The following is a 19,170-nucleotide window of genomic DNA, read 5'->3' as shown; positions in this document are numbered from 1 at the left end:
ACGGGCGAGGGTGACATGGCTTATTCCGGAAAAGTGAATATCCAGCAGGCGATAGATGACAGTGCTTTTTCGCGCTTCCACTGGGTCATTATTGTCCTGGGTTTTCTGGTTTTAGCCATTGACGGCTTCGATACGGCGGCGATGGGCTATATTGCCCCCACGCTTTCAGCCGACTGGGGCATCAAGAAACAAGATCTCGGACCGGTGTTAAGCGCCGCGCTATTGGGCCTCTCATTTGGTGCCCTGCTGGCCGGACCGATTTCCGATCGTATGGGTCGTAAGCGCGTCCTGGTCTTTTCCTGTCTGTTCTTTGGCCTCGCCAGTCTGGGAACCGCCTATGCCCAGACGCTGAATATGCTCACGTTTTGGCGCTTTCTCACCGGGCTTGGGCTTGGCGCGGCAATGCCCAATGCCATCACCCTGGTGTCAGAATTCGCCCCGAAACGCTGTCGTTCAATGGCGATTAACACCATGTACTGTGGCTTTCCGTTAGGGGCTGCGGGCGGCGGCGTGATCTCCTCCTGGCTGATCCCCAACTACGGCTGGCACAGTGTTCTGCTTGCTGGTGCGATCGCCCCGCTGGTCCTCACCGCACTGTTGGTGCTGTTCCTGCCAGAGTCGGTTAAGTATCTGGTTCACCGCGGTAAAGGGGTTGCACAGATTAAACGCATTGCTCAACGCTTTATGTCGGGAAGTCTGGAACAGGTTACCCAGTTTTATCTGGATGAAGACCGTATCACGGTCAAAAAAAGCAGCGTGGCACAGTTATTTAGTATGCCCTGGCTGCCGGGTACGCTGATGCTCTGGATGACCTACTTTATGGGGCTGGTTATCTATTACGTGCTGCTGAGCTGGATGCCAACGCTGATGCTGGGAATGGGCTATCCGCTGGCCGAATCCGCCTGGCTGACATCGCTGTTTACCTTTGGCGGTACGGCGGGGATCCTGCTGGCCGGTTGGTTAATGGACCGCTGGGAAGCCCATAAAGTGGTCTCACTCGGCTTTATTCTGACGATGCTGTTTGCCCTCGCTCTCGGGTTTGAACATAACCACATCATCTTGTTCGGCGCACTGATCTTCCTGATGGGGATTACCATGAACGGCGCGCAGTCCGGGCTGCAGACGCTGGCCGCCACGTTTTATCCAACCCACTGCCGTGCGACGGGCATTGCCTGGATGCAGGGCGTGGGCCGCTTCGGCGGCGTAGCCGGAACGATGATGAGCGCCCAGTTGCTTTCCCTGCAATGGCAGGCAGACAGTATCTTAATGTTCCTCAGCCTTCCGGCCCTGGTCGCTGCTGCCGCGACAATTTACAAGCTGCAGCGCTATAAACCGCACGCGCTGACCGTCGCATAGTACCCGCTCTTTCTGCTATTCTGCCCCCCGTTATCAAGGGGGCAGTATGCTTAACATCGTTTTATTCGAACCAGAAATCCCGCCAAATACCGGCAATATTATCCGTCTTTGCGCCAACACCGGCTTTCGTCTGCATATTATAGAGCCAATGGGCTTTACCTGGGACGACAAGCGCCTGCGTCGCGCGGGGCTGGATTACCATGAATTTACCGCCGTGCTACGCCACCCTGATTACGCCGCCTTCGTCGCCGCAGAACATCCGCAGCGCCTGTTTGCTCTGACCACCAAAGGTACGCCAGCGCATAGCGCGGTATGCTATCAGGACGGGGATTATCTGATGTTTGGTCCGGAAACACGCGGTCTGCCAGCCAGCATCCTTGACGCGCTGCCGGCCGAACAAAAAATTCGTATTCCGATGATGCCAGACAGTCGCAGCATGAACCTGTCAAATGCGGTGTCGGTGGTGGTGTATGAGGCCTGGCGCCAGCTAGGGTATCCGGGCGCGGTACTGCGTAGCTGATGATTGTTGGATAGCGGCTAGCGCCTGATCCGACCTACATTAATTTGATGAAATTCATTTCGAGCGTTATCGGCGCAGACAGATTGAACACGGACTGCGCACAGTCACCGGAGCGTACACGCAATACGTGAGGATGATGAGCACAGCTCAGGTTCAATCTGCCAGGTAAGATAGCTCGAAATCAGATACCATCTCCATACTCAAAAGTATGATGTATCCCGTTGAAATGCTGATCCATATCCATGGACGGCTTATCGCTGTCAGGCTTGCCGACGATGCGTGCCGGAACGCCTGCTGCAGTGGTATGCGGGGGTACCGGCTGTAAAACGACGGAACCTGCGCCAATCTTCGCGCCGCGCCCGACTTCAATGTTGCCGAGAATTTTTGCTCCCGCGCCAATCATCACGCCTTCACGAATTTTCGGATGACGGTCACCGCCAGCTTTACCGGTCCCGCCCAGCGTGACGGATTGCAAAATAGAGACGTCGTTTTCAATCACGGCAGTTTCACCGACCACAATACCAGTGGCGTGATCGAGCATAATCCCACGGCCAATTTTTGCCGCCGGGTGAATGTCTACCTGGAAGCTAACGGACACCTGATTTTGCAGGAAGATCGCCAGCGCCTGACGCCCCTGATGCCACAGCCAGTGACCGATACGGTAGGCCTGAAGCGCATGAAAGCCCTTCAGATACAGAAGTGGGGTGGAATATTTATCGACAGCCGGATCACGCGTGCGTACCGCCTGAATATCACAGGCCGCTGAGGCAATCATTTCAGGATCGGCCGCGTAGGCCTCTTCCACGACTTCGCGAATGGCAATGGCGGGCATGATCGGAGAAGCGAGTTTATTCGCCAGCATATAGCTCAGCGCACTGCCGAGGTTTTCATGCTTGAGCAACGTTGCGTGATAAAAACTGGCCAGCATTGGCTCACATTCCGCCAGTGCCCGGGCTTCCGCTTTAATGTTTTTCCAGACGATATCCAGTTCTTCACACGGCATTGCGTACTCCAGAAGGTAGCAAAACGACCGACCCGTTCTTCGCGGGTCGGGTCGTTATATTCAACAGTTCCTTACAGCTAGTGGCGACTCAGCTCGTCCCTGCGTGCACGGCCTAATAACGTCAATGCTGCCTCGCGCGCGTTTTTTCCGCAATACAATACTTGATAAATTTCCTCGGTTATTGGCATCTCAACACCAAAACGGTGCGCCAATTCACGAACTTCTTTCGTATTGCGGTAGCCTTCAACCACCTGACCAATCTTGTCCTGCGCCCCCTGCACGTCCATCCCCTGGCCGAGCATCATGCCAAAACGACGGTTACGCGACTGGTTGTCGGTACAGGTCAGCACCAGATCGCCTAAACCCGCCATCCCCATAAAGGTGGCAGGATCGGCACCCAGCGCCGCGCCAAGACGAGACATTTCGGTCAGTCCACGGGTGATCAATGCGGTTCGCGCATTCGCGCCGAAACCGATGCCGTCAGACATCCCCGCGCCAATCGCAATGACGTTTTTCACCGCGCCGCCAAGCTGCACGCCAATGAAATCCGGATTGCTGTAAACGCGGAAGCTCTTGCCGCAGTGCAGCAACTGCTGGAGATCGTCAGCAAAGGTGTCGTCCGTCGAGGCCAGAGAAATCGCCGTCGGCATGCCCGCCGCCAGCTCTTTGGCGAACGTCGGACCGGAGATAACCGCCAGTGGAATAGAATTCCCCAGCGCTTCACGCGCGACGTCCTGCAGCAGGCGTCCCGTTTCCGCTTCCAGACCTTTTGTCGCCCAGACCAGACGCGCGTCAGGACGCATCAGCGGTTTGATGTTGCGCAGCACTTCGCCAAAGACGTGGCTAGGCACCACCACCAGAATATTACGACTGGCGGCCAGCGCAGTGGCTAAATCACTTTCCAGGCGCAGCGTTTCGGGAAAAGGCACATCAGGGAGGAACGCGACGTTGCAGCGATCGTGCTCGAGGGTCGCGATATGTTTCGGATCATGGCCCCACAGGACAACCTGATGGCCATTTCTTGCCAGGGTGATGGCAAGAGCGGTGCCGTACGAGCCGGCACCAATCACAGTCATTGAAGCATTACTTTGGTTCATCAGGCATCCTGATGTTCTTCAGTACCTTCGCCAGCCTGCTGCTGTAAATAGTTCATGAACAGCGCATCAAAGTTGACCGGCGCAAGGTTCAGTTGCGGGAATGTACCGCGGGAAACCAGGCTGGTGATGCATTCGCGGGCATACGGGAACAGAATGTTCGGGCAGTATGCACCAAGGCAATGCGCCATCTGAGTCCCTTCAATACCACTGATGGAGAAAATACCGCCCTGCTGAACTTCACACAGGAACGCAGTTTCTTCACCCAGAGATGCCGTTACGGTGACACGCAGCACTACTTCATACACATCATCTGCCAGTTGGGTAGATGCGGTATCAAGATCCAGTTTAACCTCTGGCTGCCAATCTTTCTGGAAAACATGTGGTGCATTTGGCGCTTCGAAAGACACATCCTTGGTATAAATACGTTGGATCTGGAAAGCCATTTCAGTGTTATTTTGTTCTGACATGTTGAGAAAACCCTTTAGTGTTGTCCTTTAAATACTTCGGTACGCCTTAACGCAGCAGTGGATCCAGTCCACCACGTGCATCCAACGCATACAAGTCGTCACAACCACCAATGTGCTGTGCATCAATAAAAATCTGCGGAACCGTTGTACGGCCACTGCGCTTGATCATCTCTTCACGCTTCACGGCATCGCCGTCAATCGGAAGTTCCTGGAAACTCACACCCTTGCTGTTCAACAGCGCCTTTGCGCGATGGCAAAACGGGCAGGTCGCTTTGGTATAGATCTCAATATTGGCCATGACTTATCTCCAGTGTTCTTTTACCCTGAGGCATGAAAGAAGACGGGTAAATTACTTGCCGCGAACCAGTGGCAGATTCTCGCCACTCCAGCCCGCTACGCCGTCTTTCAGTACAGATACCTGCTCAAAACCGGCTTTAATCAGCGCAGTTGCTGAATCCTGGCACTGCATACCAGAGCCATCAACCACAATAACAGGTTTGTTTTTGTGTTTTTCCAGCTCGCCAAAATTGTTGGCTTTGATTTCGCTCGGCAGCAGGTTAGTGGAGCCCGCGATATGGCCTTTGCGGAAGTCGTCGCGCTGACGTAAATCCACAATCACCGCATCTTCTTTGTTGATAAGACGAGTGGCTTCTCCGCGCGTAATTACCTTCACTTTCGAAGTCAGGCTCTTAAACGTGGTAAATAATACAGCCGCCAGTAACGCAATCCAGGCGATACTCAATACAGGGTGGCGACTAACAAATTGCATAATTTCTTGCATGGGGGGTAACAACTCCCGACTTAGTGATTAAAAAACCAGGAAAGGAGTATACCTGCGCGTTGGCGCAAATACAGCCAGAGCGTGCATTGGATTGCATTTTTGCGGGGCGCTACGGAAAAAAAAACGTAAATCCGCGCCCTCTGCGACACGCTCTGGTCGATTATTTGATCTTCTGGGGCTATTTTATCGATTCAGCTGTAGTAAAATTACGCAATTATTTTTGTCTATTGAGTGTGAGGTTGTCGCAATGTCGGTTTCTAAAAAACCTATGGTACTGGTGATTCTGGATGGCTATGGCTATCGTGAAGACAGCCAGGATAACGCCATCTTTAATGCCAAAACCCCGGTAATGGATGCTCTGTGGGCAAAACGTCCGCATACCCTGATTGATGCCTCTGGCCTGGAAGTCGGCCTGCCCGATCGCCAGATGGGCAACTCCGAAGTGGGTCACGTCAACCTGGGCGCGGGCCGCATCGTGTATCAGGACCTGACCCGTCTGGATGTTGAAATTAAAGAACGGACTTTCTTCGCTAACCCAGTGCTGACCGATGCGGTCGACCAGGCAAAAAATAGCGGCAAAGCGGTTCATATCATGGGCCTGCTCTCTGCTGGCGGCGTTCACAGCCACGAAGATCACATCATGGCGATGGTCGAAATGGCAGCTGAACGCGGTGCTGAGAAAATCTATCTGCACGCTTTCCTTGATGGCCGTGATACCCCGCCGCGCAGCGCTGAACATTCGCTGCAGAAATTCGAAGAGAAATTTGCCGCGCTGGGCAAAGGCCGCGTAGCGTCCATCATCGGTCGTTACTACGCCATGGACCGCGACAACCGTTGGGATCGCGTTGAACAGGCTTATGACCTGATGACGCTGGCAAAAGGCGAGTTCCAGTTCGCTACGGCTGTTGAAGGCCTGCAGGCTGCTTATGCCCGCGACGAAAACGACGAATTCGTGAAAGCGACCGTGATCCGTGCTGAAGGCCAGGCTGAAGCCGCCATGGAAGACGGCGATACGCTGATTTTCATGAACTTCCGTGCTGACCGTGCGCGTGAAATCACCCGTGCGTTTGTTAACGCTGACTTCGACGGCTTCACCCGTAAGAAAGTCGTTAACCTCAACTTTGTGATGCTGACCGAATACGCAGCCGACATCAAAACGGCTGTTGCTTACCCACCAGCGTCTCTGGCCAACACCCTTGGCGAGTGGATGGCGAAGAATGACAAAACGCAGTTGCGTATTTCCGAAACTGAAAAATATGCCCACGTGACCTTCTTCTTTAACGGCGGCGTAGAAGAGCCGTTCAAAGGCGAAGATCGCATCCTGATCAATTCGCCGAAAGTCGCGACCTACGATCTGCAGCCGGAAATGAGCTCTGCTGAGCTGACCGAGAAGCTGGTTGCTGCGATTCAGAGCGGAAAATACGACACCATCATTTGTAACTACCCGAACGGCGACATGGTTGGTCACACCGGGGTGATGGAAGCTGCGGTTAAAGCGGTTGAAGCGCTGGATCACTGCGTTGAGCAGGTGACTAAAGCGGTTGAATCCGTTGGCGGCCAACTGCTGATCACCGCGGACCACGGTAACGCAGAGCAAATGCGCGATCCGTCCACCGGTCAGGCGCATACAGCACACACCAACCTGCCCGTTCCGCTGATTTATGTCGGTGGTAAAAACGTCAAAGCAGTTGAAGGCGGCAAACTTTCTGATATCGCCCCGACGATGCTGACGCTGATGGGTATGGAAATCCCGCAAGAGATGACTGGTAAGCCGCTGTTCATCGTGGAATAATCCCTCCCCATGAGGGGAAAGGCGATTAATACCATCACTTGGGCCGTGAAACTGCGAAAGCTTTCAGTCAGGCCCTTGTTCTACGCCAGCGCGCTTAGCGCTGGCGTATTGCTGTGCGCCTTTTCCGCCCACGCGGACGAGCGCGATCAGCTCAAATCTATTCAAGCTGATATCGCGGCAAAAGAACGCGCGGTACGCCAACAACAACAACAACGCTCCACTCTCCTCGCTCAACTTAAAGCTCAGGAACAAGCCATCGCCGTTGCCGCCAGGCAACTACGCGAAACGCAAAACTCGCTGGCGCAGCTGAATGCACAAATCACAGAGATGAATGCCGCCCTCGCGAAGCTGGAAAAACAGCGGGCTGCGCAAGAGCGTAGCCTGGCAGCCCAACTTGACGCAGCGTTTCGCCAGGGCGAACACACCGGTATTCAGCTCATTCTGAGCGGGGAAGAGAGCCAGCGCGGGCAACGCCTGCAGGCCTATTTCGGCTATCTGAACCAGGCGCGGCAGGAAACCATCGCGCAGTTGAAACAAACCCGCGAAGAGGTCGACTCGCAAAAAGCCGAGCTGGAAGATAAGCAGAGCGAACAGCAGACGTTGCTGTACGAACAGCGCGCTCAGCAGGCTAAGCTGGAGCAGGCGCGTAATGAACGCAAGAAGACGCTCTCGGGTCTGGAGTCATCGATTCAGCAGGGTCAGCAGCAACTGGGCGAAATGCGCGCCAACGAATCACGCCTGCGCAACAGCATTGCTCGTGCCGAAGCCGCAGCCAAAGCACGTGCGGAACGTGAAGCTCGCGAGGCGCAGGCCGTACGTGACAAACAGAAGGATGCGTCACGGAAAGGCTCAACCTACAAGCCAACCGAAAGCGAAAAATCACTGATGTCCCGTACCGGCGGTTTAGGTTCCCCACGCGGCCAGGCATTCTGGCCCGTTCGTGGCCCAACGCTACATCGTTATGGCGAACAGTTGCAAGGTGAGCTACGTTGGAAGGGGATGGTTATTGGCGCATCCGAAGGCACCGAAGTTAAAGCCATTGCCGATGGTCGCGTCATTCTGGCGGACTGGTTGCAAGGCTACGGTCTGGTGGTCGTCGTTGAGCACGGTAAAGGCGATATGAGCCTTTACGGTTATAACCAGAGCGCGCTGGTCAGCGTCGGTACGCAGGTTCGCGCCGGGCAGCCTATTGCACTTGTGGGTAGCAGCGGCGGACAGGGCAGGCCGGCACTCTATTTCGAAATTCGTCGCCAGGGTCAGGCGGTCAATCCACAGCCGTGGTTGGGAAGATAAGTTTTGCCTCAATTTCGTCGTCTATTATTCTCTCTCGCCAGCGTGCTGGCCTTCGCAACACCTGTTTTTGCTGGCAAACTTGCCATCGTTATTGATGATTTCGGCTATCGTCCACACACCGAAAATCAGGTTCTGGCGATGCCTTCCACCCTCTCCGTTGCCGTTCTGCCTAATGCCCCACACGCGCGTGAAATGGCGATTAAAGCGCATAACAGCGGGCATGAAGTTTTAATCCATCTGCCGATGGCGCCGCTGAGCAAACAGCCGTTAGAGAAAGATACTTTGCGCCCGGAAATGAGCAGCGAAGAGATTGAGCGGATTATTCGCGACGCGGTAAGCAAAGTACCGAATGCGGTCGGGCTGAACAACCATATGGGCAGCGCGATGACCTCCAGCCTGTTCGGTATGCAGAAGGTGATGCAGGCGCTGGAACGCTACGATCTCTACTTCCTGGACAGTATGACCATCGGCAACAGTCAGGCAATGCGCGCAGCATCAGGAACCGGCGTGAAGGTTATCAAACGCAAAGTCTTCCTGGATGACACGCAAAACGAAGCCGATATTCGCCGTCAGTTTAATCGTGCCGTTGAGCTTGCGCGCCGCAACGGTTCAGCAATTGCCATTGGGCATCCTCACCCTTCGACGGTTCGCGTCCTGCAGCAGATGCTTTATAACCTGCCTGCGGACATTACGCTGGTTCGCCCAAGCAGCCTGCTCAATGAACCACAGGTAGACACCTCCAGACCAAACCTTACACCGCCGAAGAATGGTAAACCTGATGCGCCACGTAATCCTTTCCGCGGGGTGAGATTATGCAAACCGAAGCAGCCGTTAGAGCCGGTTTACGCCAGCCGCTTCTTCAGCGTGCTCGGTGAAAGTATCACCCAAAGCACGCTGGTGCAGTACATGCGCCTGCAATGGCAGGGCTGGGGGAATACATCCTCACCCAGCCCTATGAACGCTAACGTAAATTAAGCGTTTTACGGGCAATACGAGAAGGCGAGGATGTTTTATCGCGCCATTTCCAGAGACGGAATGACCATAGCAGCGCCTGGTACAAAACTTTGGCGCTGCGTACGTTAGTAATCATGCGTTTATACATACCAGAGACAAAAATCTCTGCAATCATGCGTTGACGAATATGGACATCCGGCTCTTTGCGTACTGCGTGGCAAACGCGTAATGCTTCATAGGTTATTTGCTGATGAAATTCCGGATAAATAGTAATCCGACCCGCATATTCACGATTCAACTTATCCAATAACCGTGTAATTTTAATATAGTGGCGTTGGTAATTGAGATTTTTTAAGCCTTGTCTTTTAAGACGGCTAACTGATTGATCGTGTAAGAAGTATTTATACAATGATTGCTCGGTATATCGCACACGTTTGGCGTTAAACATAAACTCCGTCGTCCATACAATATCCTGATGATGCAACCCTGGAATAAACGCTATCTTGTTTTTCTCGATAACATCTCTGCGATAAACCCCCATCCAGACCACATGCGTCCAACGGCGTGAAGCCAATGCCATACGTAACCAGTCGGGGCCGGTCAATACACCCGTAGACCGCAGACGGTCCGTCGGTATTGATTGCCAGGTGTCCCCCGTTTCGAAAATGCACCAATCAGAATTGCACTGTGCCAGATCGAGGTCATCCTGAAGCGCCATGGTCATCAGGGTTTCATACATATTGGGATAAACCAGGTCATCGGCATCGACAAATGCAACATAATCCCCTTTGGCCACTGCCAGACCACGATTACGCGCGACAGATGCCCCGGCGTTAGCCTGATGTAACAACCGGACATGGGAATAGTTATCAGCATAATGTCTTGCAATATCAACAGAGTTATCCGTTGAACCGTCATCCACAATAATGATCTCTATCGCAGCCCATGTCTGTGCGATCAAAGATTCCATGCAATCCCGAAAACTATCACCCGCGTTATACAACGGAATAATAACACTCAACATATTTGTGCGGTTTCTCATCAGATAACCCAAGTTTGTCAGTACACTGACGACTTTTACTACAGTTTCATTAAGGAATTATTAAGGTTAGAACGTTTAATTTTCAGAAGCGGCGCAGCGAAAGCAACCAGTATGGGAAAATGCCATGCGGCGCCTGAGTTCAGCGGCCTGTGATAGCTCAGATCGTCTACATATTGAGGGACACAACCTGTATACTATACCCCTGTAAATTAACGCGCGATGTACACTGATATTGAGGAAAGTGATGGCCATCAGTAAGACATATGAAAAAGGTTATACGGTCTATTGCAAAGAGACCAAAACAGACCTTAAGTCACTGATGAATAAGTATATAAACAAAGAAATCAGTGGCAAACCGTTGAGCAGTGGTAACGCCATGCGCAGTGTAGAACTGGTCGAGTACAACTCACAAAAATTTATCATCAAAAACGACCGTGAAGTTGATCCTCGATTTGAGAAAAAAATGCAGAATTTTATCTCCGGCCCCTTTTATTCCAGGCTCATCAAGAAGCTGGACACACTCTCCCCGGAAATGCGCGCCTGTACAGCCGATCTCTACTATGCCGCTGAAAAAGTACGCCTTCGTCAGTGTCATGATGTTTATATTATTCATGAATATGTTGAAGGCACTCCTTTAAAAGAAATTAACCATAAGAATGCCGATGAAGTGAAACAGTGCGTTCTGCGCCTTCACAAAGCCGGGTTGGCATCTAATGATATCCACCCTGGAAATTTCATTCGTACGCCAGGCGGTGAATTAAGAATAATTGACTTATCCTGTAAGGGAAATATGAAGATTTGCCAGGCTAATGACATTTTAGCATTGCAGCGAAAATATCATATTAATATCAAAGGAAAAGGGTTAATCTACAAGCTCATCTGGCTCAAAGAAGCGACAAGAACTTTATCCAGAAAGCTTCGTGGCAAATAGTATTTATTATTTATACGGCCAGAATAAAGAATCTGGCCGTTGGTAGCATTTAATACAAGTCGAGCATTCAATCCCAGCTCAGGATCACTTTCCCTGACTGGCCCGAGCGCATCGCGTCAAAGCCCTGCTGGAATTCATCAATGGAGAATCGATGGGTGATGATCGGCGACAAATCCAGACCAGACTGAATCAATGCGGCCATCTTGTACCAGGTCTCAAACATCTCACGACCGTAGATACCTTTAATAAACAATCCCTTAAAGATAACTTTAGTCCAGTCGATGGACATGTCTGATGGTGGAATACCCAGCATAGCAATACGGCCACCGTGGTTCATGGTGTCCAGCATGGCGCGAAACGCTGGCGGCGCGCCGGACATCTCCAGACCGACATCAAACCCTTCGGTCATGCCCAGTTCAGCCATCACGTCGGTCAAACTCTCTTTCGACACGTTGACCGCGCGAGTGATGCCCATTTTACGCGCCAGTTCAAGGCGATACTCATTAACATCGGTAATCACCACGTGGCGTGCGCCAACGTGCCTGGCAACCGCTGCCGCCATAATACCGATTGGACCCGCGCCGGAAACCAGCACATCTTCCCCAACCAGATCGAACGACAGCGCCGTATGCACCGCATTACCGAACGGATCGAAGATAGACGCCAGGTCGTCAGAGATGTTGTCCGGAATTTTAAACGCGTTAAATGCCGGGATCACCAGGTATTCTGCAAAGCAGCCAGGACGGTTTACGCCAACACCGGTCGTATTGCGGCACAGGTGAGTACGTCCACCGCGGCAGTTACGGCAATGCCCGCAGGTGATATGACCTTCGCCTGAAACGCGATCGCCGATTTTAAAGCCTTTAACTTCCTGGCCGATGCCAACAACTTCGCCGACATATTCATGTCCAACGACCATCGGTACCGGGATGGTTTTTTGCGACCATTCATCCCAGTTATAAATGTGAACGTCAGTCCCGCAGATGGCTGTTTTACGGATTTTAATCAGCAAATCGTTATGGCCGACTTCCGGTTCAGGAACGTCGGTCATCCAAATGCCCTCTTCCGCTTTCAGTTTGGATAACGCTTTCATTTCACATCCTCAGGCAATAACGCCCAGTTGTTTACCAATGCGTGTGAACGCCTCAACAGCACGCGTAATCTGCTCAGGGGTATGCGCCGCAGACATCTGGGTACGAATACGCGCCTGACCTTTTGGAACCACCGGATAGAAGAATCCAGTAACGTAAATCCCCTCTTTTTGCAGCTCGCGGGCGAACTCTTGCGCCACTACCGCATCCCCCAACATGACCGGGATAATTGCGTGATCCGCTCCCGCTAACGTAAAGCCTGCGGCTGACATTTGCTCGCGGAACTGACGTGCGTTCGCCCACAGGCGATCGCGCAGCTCGCTGCCTGCTTCGACCATCTCCAGCACTTTAATGGAGGCAGAAACAATTGCAGGAGCCAATGAGTTGGAGAACAGATACGGACGGGAACGCTGGCGCAGCCACTCAACAACCTCTTTGCGCGCTGCGGTATAACCGCCAGATGCACCGCCGAGCGCTTTACCCAGCGTACCAGTGATGATGTCCACACGCCCCATCACATCACAGTATTCATGTGAGCCACGACCATTTTCGCCGACAAAGCCGACAGCATGGGAATCATCAACCATGACCAGCGCGTCGTATTTATCCGCCAGGTCACAAACGCCTTTCAGGTTAGCAATCACACCATCCATAGAGAACACGCCATCGGTGGCGATCAGGATATGACGGGCTCCCGCTTCACGCGCTTCTTTCAGGCGCGCTTCCAGTTCGACCATGTCGTTGTTGGCGTAACGGAAACGCTTTGCTTTACACAAGCGAACACCGTCAATGATAGAAGCGTGGTTGAGCGCATCTGAGATAATCGCATCTTCTGCGCCCAGCAGCGTTTCAAACAGGCCGCCGTTGGCGTCAAAGCAGGAAGAGTAAAGGATGGCATCTTCCATACCGAGGAATGCCGCCAGTTTTTGCTCCAGTTGCTTATGGCTGTCCTGGGTACCGCAAATAAAGCGGACCGAAGCCATACCAAATCCGTGAGAATCCATACCTGCTTTTGCAGCTGCAATCAGTTCCGGGTGGTTAGCCAGCCCCAGATAGTTGTTCGCACAAAAGTTAATAACGTGGCTTCCGTCCGCCACGGTGATATCCGCCTGCTGGGCAGACGTAATAATGCGCTCTTCTTTAAACAATCCTTCCGCACGTGCGGTTTCGAGATCGTTCGTTAACTGTTTGTAAAAATCCCCACGCATTTCAATTCTCCAGACTGGGCAAATTTCAGCACATATTACCCAAAGCTATACGCTGATACGAGATGACGCATCATCACTTCTTCAAAATGAAGCATAAATCACGTATACCCACATGGCTAATCAGTGATGCCGTCGTATGGATTCATTGGACGCAAGGAATCACAACCAATTGAATTGGCTGGATTTTATAAAAAATCATAAAAAAACAACAGCAATAGCAGAAGAATGCCTTTGCAGCATTCTATCTGGTTAGGTAACCCTTCAATCTCATTCAAGCCACTACTTTCGAGTGAGAAAAATTCGCAATGCCTGGAGTTTTGCACCTAAAGCGGTTCGCCGATAAACACGGAACAGATCGAACCATTTGCCACGACCAAGGTAATTAAGCATTAATAGATCAGGGCGCTTGTAATAACACATGACAAAAATACCCTGATCATCATCAACAATATTATTTCTGAGAGTCTCTTTTTGACACTCAGTGACTAATGAGTAAAACTCTTTCCATTTCTCTGGTGAACCAACAATAGCGCCGCCGATAATATAAGTATGATTTCCGATCATAAAATCAAAAACCTGTTTTCTGGATGATATAACCAGACCCTTTTTAATCGTGAAGAGATGCATTTTATTACGGTCAAAAGGGAAGTCCCATACTTTTAATCCGCGAGTAACCTGCGGTTTACGGCAATATCCGAAGTCTACCCAGGCAACCATCGGAGTATTAACTAAGCCTGCATTTATGGCCTTCACTACAAAATATGCTTTTAAATTATTGATCAACACATATTCTGGAGACCAGTACTCAGGGTTACCTAGCTGTCGCGTCTCTAATTTATTCTTAAAGGTATCATCCTGCTGAATTTGTCTTATTTTATTATTAATATGCTTAAATTTTTTACCTAAATCTATGGTTATAATTTTTGTGGGCTTACCTTTGCGTATTTCCGCAACTCTGTCTTCAAACTCAGACGAGGTAAAAATAACCATATCATTTTCTAAAGCGGCTAACCGTTTGAAGTAGTCAAAATAGACATCAGAAGATCGGGAAAGTTTTTCACGGAAGCCTTTATTAACAGTCCACTCCCCCCTACCGATATCAAAATATGCTGTCACAATAGTGGTAGACGATTTCATAACCATTTTCAAACCATTAATAAAAAAAATATTATATCACATAGTTTTTGTTTTTGTACATATAATATACATAGATGGATATAAAAAAACTAAGTACATTTAAGATTAATTTAATAGACTTAATAACCATTAAATAAGCATTCTTATACTGGTGTTTATAGGCCTTCTACCGACCCACCATCTTACTTAAGAGGCTGAAGGGATGCCGATGTGATGGTATGATTACAGACATTAGTGTCTGAGATTGTCTCTGACTCCAAAATTCGAAGGTTACATTTATGATCATCGTTACCGGCGGCGCGGGCTTTATCGGCAGCAACATCGTCAAGTCATTGAATGATAAAGGCATCACCGACATCCTGGTGGTGGACAACCTGAAAGATGGCACCAAGTTTGTTAACCTGGTGGATCTGAATATTGCTGACTACATGGACAAGGAAGACTTCCTGATCCAGATTATGGCCGGAGAAGATTTCGGCGATATCGAAGCGATTTTCCACGAAGGCGCATGCTCCTCCACTACCGAGTGGGACGGCAAGTATATGATGGATAACAACTATCAATACTCCAAAGAGCTGTTGCACTACTGCCTGGAGCGTGAAATTCCGTTCCTGTATGCGTCCTCTGCCGCCACCTACGGCGGCCGCACTTCTGATTTCATCGAATCCCGTGAATATGAGAAACCGCTGAACGTTTACGGCTACTCAAAATTCCTGTTCGACGAGTACGTTCGTCAGATCCTGCCAGAAGCCAATTCTCAGATTGTTGGCTTCCGCTATTTCAACGTCTACGGACCGCGTGAAGGCCATAAAGGCAGCATGGCGAGCGTCGCTTTCCACCTCAACACCCAGCTCAACAATGGCGAAACACCAAAACTGTTCGAAGGCAGTGAAAACTTCAAGCGTGATTTCGTTTACGTAGGCGATGTGGCTGCGGTGAACCTGTGGTTCCTGGAAAACGGGGTTTCCGGCATCTTTAACCTTGGTACCGGTCGTGCGGAATCTTTCCAGGCCGTTGCCGATGCAACGCTTGCGTACCACAAAAAAGGCAGCATTGAGTACATCCCATTCCCGGAAAAACTGAAAGGTCGCTATCAGGCGTTTACCCAGGCCGATCTGACTAATCTGCGCGCTGCGGGCTATGACAAGCCGTTTAAAACCGTTGCTGAAGGTGTAACGGAATATATGGCCTGGCTGAACCGCGACGCGTAAGTATGAAAATTTTGGTGGTAGGCCCGTCCTGGGTGGGCGACATGATGATGTCGCAAAGTCTCTATCGCACGCTTAAGGCGCGCTATCCCCAGGCGATAATCGACGTGATGGCACCAGCATGGTGCCGTCCGTTATTGTCGCGCATGCCTGAAGTTAACGAAGCTATCGCCATGCCGCTGGGACACGGTGCGCTGGAGATCGGCGAGCGGCGTAAACTCGGTCATAGCCTGCGTGAAAAACGCTATGACCGCGCCTATGTGCTGCCTAACTCGTTTAAATCCGCGCTGGTACCGTTCTTTGCTGGCATTCCCCATCGTACCGGTTGGCGTGGTGAAATGCGCTACGGCCTGCTAAACGATGCGCGCGTGCTGGATAAAGATGCCTGGCCGCTGATGGTCGAACGCTATGTAGCCCTGGCCTATGATAAAGGCGTAATGCTGTCAGCTAAAGATTTGCCGCAGCCTCTGCTATGGCCGCAGTTGCAGGTAAGCGAAGGTGAAAAGTCCCTGACCTGTCGCCAGTTTTCCCTTTCTGCCGAACGCCCCATCATCGGCTTTTGCCCTGGAGCGGAATTTGGTCCAGCGAAACGCTGGCCACATTACCACTACGCAGACCTGGCGAAGCAACTGATCGATGAAGGCCATCAGATTGTGCTTTTTGGCTCTGCAAAAGACCATGAAGCCGGAAATGAGATCCTGGCGACGCTGAACGTTGATCAGCAGGCCTGGTGCCGTAATCTGGCAGGCGAAACACAGCTGGAGCAGGCCGTCATTCTGCTCGCCGCCTGCAAAGCGGTGGTCACCAACGACTCTGGATTAATGCACGTTGCCGCAGCGTTGAATCGACCTCTGGTAGCGTTATATGGCCCCAGCAGCCCGGATTTTACTCCGCCGCTTTCACACAAGGCTCGCGTAATTCGCTTGATTACGGGCTATCACAAAGTACGCAAGGGAGATGCAGCAGAAGGCTATCATCAGAGCCTGATTGACATCACACCCCAGCGCGTGCTGGAAGAACTCAACGACCTGTTGTTACAAGAGGAAGCCTGACGGATGCGGGTACTGATCGTTAAAACATCGTCTATGGGCGATGTACTGCATACGTTACCGGCATTAACCGATGCGCAGCAGGTCATGCCGGATATTCAATTTGATTGGGTAGTGGAAGAAGGCTTCGCGCAGATCCCATCCTGGCATGCAGCCGTTGACCGGGTTATTCCAGTGGCGATCCGCCGCTGGCGTAAAGCCTGGTTTTCAGCGCCGATTAAAGCCGAGCGTAAAGCCTTTCGCGATGCGGTGCGTTTACATCAGTATGACGCGATAATTGATGCGCAGGGTCTGGTAAAAAGCGCGGCGTTGGTTACGCGTCTGGCACGTGGCATCAAGCATGGTATGGACTGGAGCACGGCGCGCGAACCATTGGCGAGCCTGTTTTATAATCGCAAACATCACATTGCCAAACAGCAGCACGCGGTAGAACGTACGCGTGAATTGTTCGCCAAAAGTCTGGGATATTCCAGGCCCCAGTCGCAGGGTGATTACGCTATCGCTCAGCATTTTCTGAAAGAACGTAATGCTGATGCGGGCCAGTATGCCGTATTTCTGCATGCCACAACGCGTGATGATAAGCATTGGCCAGAAGCCAACTGGCGGGAGCTAATTGGCCTGTTAAATAACGCTGGCATACGTATTAAACTGCCATGGGGTGCTCCTCATGAAGAAGCACGAGCCCGTAGGCTGGCAAATGGTTTTTCTTATGTTGATGTTCTTCCACGGATGACTTTGGGAGAGGTCGCTCGCGTACTGGCGGGGGCAAAATTTGTGGTGTCGGTTGATACAGGCCTGAGTCATTTAACCGCTGCGCTGGATCGCCCAAATATTACGTTGTACGGTCCAACGGACCCAGGATTGATTGGTGGGTATGGCAAGAATCAAGTGGCATGTCGCTCAGGAAGTGAAAATCTTTCAGACTTGCGTTCTTCGACCGTATTAGAATCAATTAATTGCAATTTTTTAAATAATTGTCTGTAAGTGTCGGAGAAATGATGGCTTTAACAAAGTTTTTTTTAGATGAGAAAAAAAACTGGAAGATAAACTGGAATAGAGGACTTATATTTCTGTTTGTCGCCACCTATTTCTTAGGTGGTATTACGCGTTATAAACATTTGATTGTCATCCTGATGACTATCACAACGATAGTTTATTTATGTAAGAATCCTCGACATTATATTCCTATTTTTAAAACATTTGTTTTTGCAAGTATATCATTTCTTGTAATCGCTACCTTCGTCTCTTTAGTGTTCACTCCTGAACTAAAAGCTAGCCTGAAAGAGATAAACAACTCCGTTATTGAAAATGTCTTATTATGCACTATTGCGATCCCTGTATTACTAAGAGAAGAAAACAAAGAAACCATTTCAAAGTTGATATTCTTCTCGTTCCTTACAGCTCTTAGTTTGCGATGCCTTTCAGAACTTGTCCTTTATTATCAGGACTATCAGCAAGGAATCATGCCTTTTACTAATTACCAACATCGCGGAATTTCAGATGCAATGGTGTTTTTATTCCCAGTGCTTCTGAATCTATGGCTCGTTAAATCAGCGAAATACCGTATATTATTCCTGTTGCTAGGGGCGATATACACCTTTTTAATTCTTGGAACATTGTCCCGTGGCGCATGGTTATCTGTATTTATTATTGCTCTTACATGGATAATCATGTACAAACAATGGCGATTGCTTACTGTAGGAATCCTCGTAGCCATTGTTGCTCTGACAGCTATATTTTCACACAAAGATATGTCAGAAAAACTGACCTTTAAATTGCAGCAAACTGACAGTTCATATCGCTATACTAACGGTACACAAGGAAGTGCATTTGATCTAATCTTAGAAAACCCAGTTATTGGTTATGGTTTTGGTAATAACGCTTATAAAACTGTATACAACAAGCGTGTTGTTGATTATCCAAACTGGACATTCCGCGAGTCAATTGGACCACACAACCTTATTCTTTTTGTATGGTTTGGTACAGGATTACTTGGACTTGTGGGTTTAATACTGGTGTACACTAGCATAGTGAGAGAATGTGTTACGCATGCATTTAGGGAGAACTACTATTCCCCATACAATGCTTATATAATAATTTTACTTTCATTTTTCGGTTATTTTATTATACGTGGCAACGTTGAGCAGATTGAGTTAGATCTGTTGGGTATTTTTGCAGGTTTTCTGTTAGCGCTGAAGAATAAATAAAATAGTAAAAAAAAGGCTACTTTATGTAGCCTTT

General features: G+C 50.3%; 19 protein-coding genes. 10 read left to right on the top strand and 9 right to left on the bottom strand.

Annotated elements, in window-relative coordinates; translation table 11 throughout:
- Window positions 1-15 precede the first annotated feature (15 nt).
- Both HVZ52_RS00620 and trmL read left to right on the top strand, forming a co-directional pair.
- A complete protein-coding gene (locus HVZ52_RS00620; RefSeq protein WP_047415818.1) occupies window positions 16-1,356 on the top strand; it encodes an aromatic acid/H+ symport family MFS transporter in 1,341 nt (446 codons plus the stop codon).
- Window positions 1,357-1,402: 46 nt separating this feature from the next.
- Window positions 1,403-1,876 (top strand): tRNA (uridine(34)/cytosine(34)/5-carboxymethylaminomethyluridine(34)-2'-O)-methyltransferase TrmL, encoded by a 474-nt coding sequence (gene trmL / locus HVZ52_RS00615; RefSeq protein WP_016157744.1) that lies wholly within the window; start codon window positions 1,403-1,405, stop codon window positions 1,874-1,876.
- Between the two features lie 181 nt (window positions 1,877-2,057).
- Here the strand turns inward: trmL and cysE are convergent, their stop codons facing one another.
- From cysE to HVZ52_RS00590, 5 genes are all read right to left on the bottom strand, one after another.
- Window positions 2,058-2,879 carry a serine O-acetyltransferase gene (gene cysE, locus HVZ52_RS00610; RefSeq protein WP_016154965.1) on the bottom strand — a complete coding sequence of 274 codons (822 nt, stop codon included), beginning with the start codon at window positions 2,877-2,879 and terminating at the stop codon, window positions 2,058-2,060.
- A 77-nt stretch (window positions 2,880-2,956) separates the two neighbouring features.
- Window positions 2,957-3,976 (bottom strand): NAD(P)H-dependent glycerol-3-phosphate dehydrogenase, encoded by a 1,020-nt coding sequence (gpsA, locus tag HVZ52_RS00605; RefSeq protein WP_016154966.1) that lies wholly within the window; start codon window positions 3,974-3,976, stop codon window positions 2,957-2,959.
- Complete coding sequence (gene secB / locus HVZ52_RS00600; protein ID WP_003024155.1) at window positions 3,976-4,443, bottom strand: protein-export chaperone SecB; 468 nt, start codon at window positions 4,441-4,443, stop codon at window positions 3,976-3,978. Before secB ends, gpsA begins: the two co-directional genes overlap by 1 nt.
- Window positions 4,444-4,489: 46 nt before the next feature.
- A complete protein-coding gene (gene grxC / locus HVZ52_RS00595; RefSeq protein ID WP_003024152.1) occupies window positions 4,490-4,741 on the bottom strand; it encodes a glutaredoxin 3 in 252 nt (83 codons plus the stop codon).
- A gap of 51 nt (window positions 4,742-4,792) precedes the next feature.
- Window positions 4,793-5,224 carry a rhodanese-like domain-containing protein gene (locus tag HVZ52_RS00590; RefSeq protein ID WP_005120473.1) on the bottom strand — a complete coding sequence of 144 codons (432 nt, stop codon included), beginning with the start codon at window positions 5,222-5,224 and terminating at the stop codon, window positions 4,793-4,795.
- Between the two features lie 247 nt (window positions 5,225-5,471).
- On the opposite strand from HVZ52_RS00590, the gene gpmM reads away from it, so the two are divergent.
- From gpmM to HVZ52_RS00575, 3 genes are read left to right on the top strand one after another with little or no spacing between them, the layout of a single operon-like run.
- Window positions 5,472-7,016, top strand: coding sequence for a 2,3-bisphosphoglycerate-independent phosphoglycerate mutase (gene gpmM / locus HVZ52_RS00585; protein ID WP_047501311.1), 1,545 nt, complete (start codon window positions 5,472-5,474; stop codon window positions 7,014-7,016).
- A 33-nt stretch (window positions 7,017-7,049) separates the two neighbouring features.
- A complete protein-coding gene (gene envC, locus HVZ52_RS00580) occupies window positions 7,050-8,309 on the top strand; it encodes a murein hydrolase activator EnvC (protein WP_231390992.1) in 1,260 nt (419 codons plus the stop codon).
- Between the two features lie 3 nt (window positions 8,310-8,312).
- Entirely contained in the window at window positions 8,313-9,284 is a 972-nt protein-coding gene (locus tag HVZ52_RS00575; RefSeq protein WP_153689905.1) for a divergent polysaccharide deacetylase family protein, read from the top strand.
- On the opposite strand, the gene HVZ52_RS00570 is transcribed toward HVZ52_RS00575, so the two are convergent.
- On the bottom strand, window positions 9,271-10,305 hold the full coding sequence (locus tag HVZ52_RS00570) for a glycosyltransferase (RefSeq protein WP_049042810.1): 1,035 nt from the start codon (window positions 10,303-10,305) through the stop codon (window positions 9,271-9,273). The two genes, HVZ52_RS00575 and HVZ52_RS00570, sit on opposite strands and share 14 nt — an antisense overlap.
- Window positions 10,306-10,549: 244 nt before the next feature.
- Between HVZ52_RS00570 and rfaY the strand changes: the two genes are divergently transcribed.
- On the top strand, window positions 10,550-11,236 hold the full coding sequence (gene rfaY, locus HVZ52_RS00565; protein WP_181598752.1) for a lipopolysaccharide core heptose(II) kinase RfaY: 687 nt from the start codon (window positions 10,550-10,552) through the stop codon (window positions 11,234-11,236).
- A 67-nt stretch (window positions 11,237-11,303) separates the two neighbouring features.
- Here the strand turns inward: rfaY and tdh are convergent, their stop codons facing one another.
- The 3 genes from tdh to yibB all read right to left on the bottom strand — a co-directional run bounded on the left by tdh (window position 11,304) and on the right by yibB (window position 14,672).
- Window positions 11,304-12,329, bottom strand: a complete 1,026-nt coding sequence (gene tdh, locus HVZ52_RS00560; RefSeq protein ID WP_016154972.1) for an L-threonine 3-dehydrogenase — start codon at window positions 12,327-12,329, stop codon at window positions 11,304-11,306.
- A 9-nt stretch (window positions 12,330-12,338) separates the two neighbouring features.
- Complete coding sequence (gene kbl, locus HVZ52_RS00555; protein ID WP_046275754.1) at window positions 12,339-13,535, bottom strand: glycine C-acetyltransferase; 1,197 nt, start codon at window positions 13,533-13,535, stop codon at window positions 12,339-12,341.
- A 279-nt stretch (window positions 13,536-13,814) separates the two neighbouring features.
- Window positions 13,815-14,672 (bottom strand): protein YibB, encoded by an 858-nt coding sequence (gene yibB / locus HVZ52_RS00550; RefSeq protein ID WP_032932023.1) that lies wholly within the window; start codon window positions 14,670-14,672, stop codon window positions 13,815-13,817.
- 278 nt (window positions 14,673-14,950) lie between these two features.
- On the opposite strand from yibB, the gene rfaD reads away from it, so the two are divergent.
- Genes rfaD through rfaL form a run of 4 tightly spaced genes read left to right on the top strand, consistent with a single transcriptional unit; the run spans window position 14,951 to window position 19,136 of the window.
- Window positions 14,951-15,883, top strand: a complete 933-nt coding sequence (rfaD, locus tag HVZ52_RS00545; protein WP_003827312.1) for an ADP-glyceromanno-heptose 6-epimerase — start codon at window positions 14,951-14,953, stop codon at window positions 15,881-15,883.
- Between the two features lie 2 nt (window positions 15,884-15,885).
- On the top strand, window positions 15,886-16,932 hold the full coding sequence (gene rfaF / locus HVZ52_RS00540; protein ID WP_131347174.1) for an ADP-heptose--LPS heptosyltransferase RfaF: 1,047 nt from the start codon (window positions 15,886-15,888) through the stop codon (window positions 16,930-16,932).
- 3 nt (window positions 16,933-16,935) lie between these two features.
- A complete protein-coding gene (rfaC, locus tag HVZ52_RS00535; RefSeq protein WP_181598751.1) occupies window positions 16,936-17,913 on the top strand; it encodes a lipopolysaccharide heptosyltransferase RfaC in 978 nt (325 codons plus the stop codon).
- Between the two features lie 14 nt (window positions 17,914-17,927).
- The gene (rfaL, locus tag HVZ52_RS00530; protein ID WP_181599264.1) at window positions 17,928-19,136 is read left to right on the top strand and encodes an O-antigen ligase RfaL; all 1,209 of its coding nucleotides are present in this window, start codon (window positions 17,928-17,930) and stop codon (window positions 19,134-19,136) included.
- Window positions 19,137-19,170 lie beyond the last annotated feature (34 nt).

The sequence above is a fragment of the Citrobacter sp. RHB36-C18 genome (genome assembly GCF_013814485.1).
Lineage (GTDB): Bacteria > Pseudomonadota > Gammaproteobacteria > Enterobacterales > Enterobacteriaceae > Citrobacter > Citrobacter braakii.
Note: the sequence above shows the minus strand (reverse complement) of the source record. Positions and strands in the feature narration are given on the sequence as shown.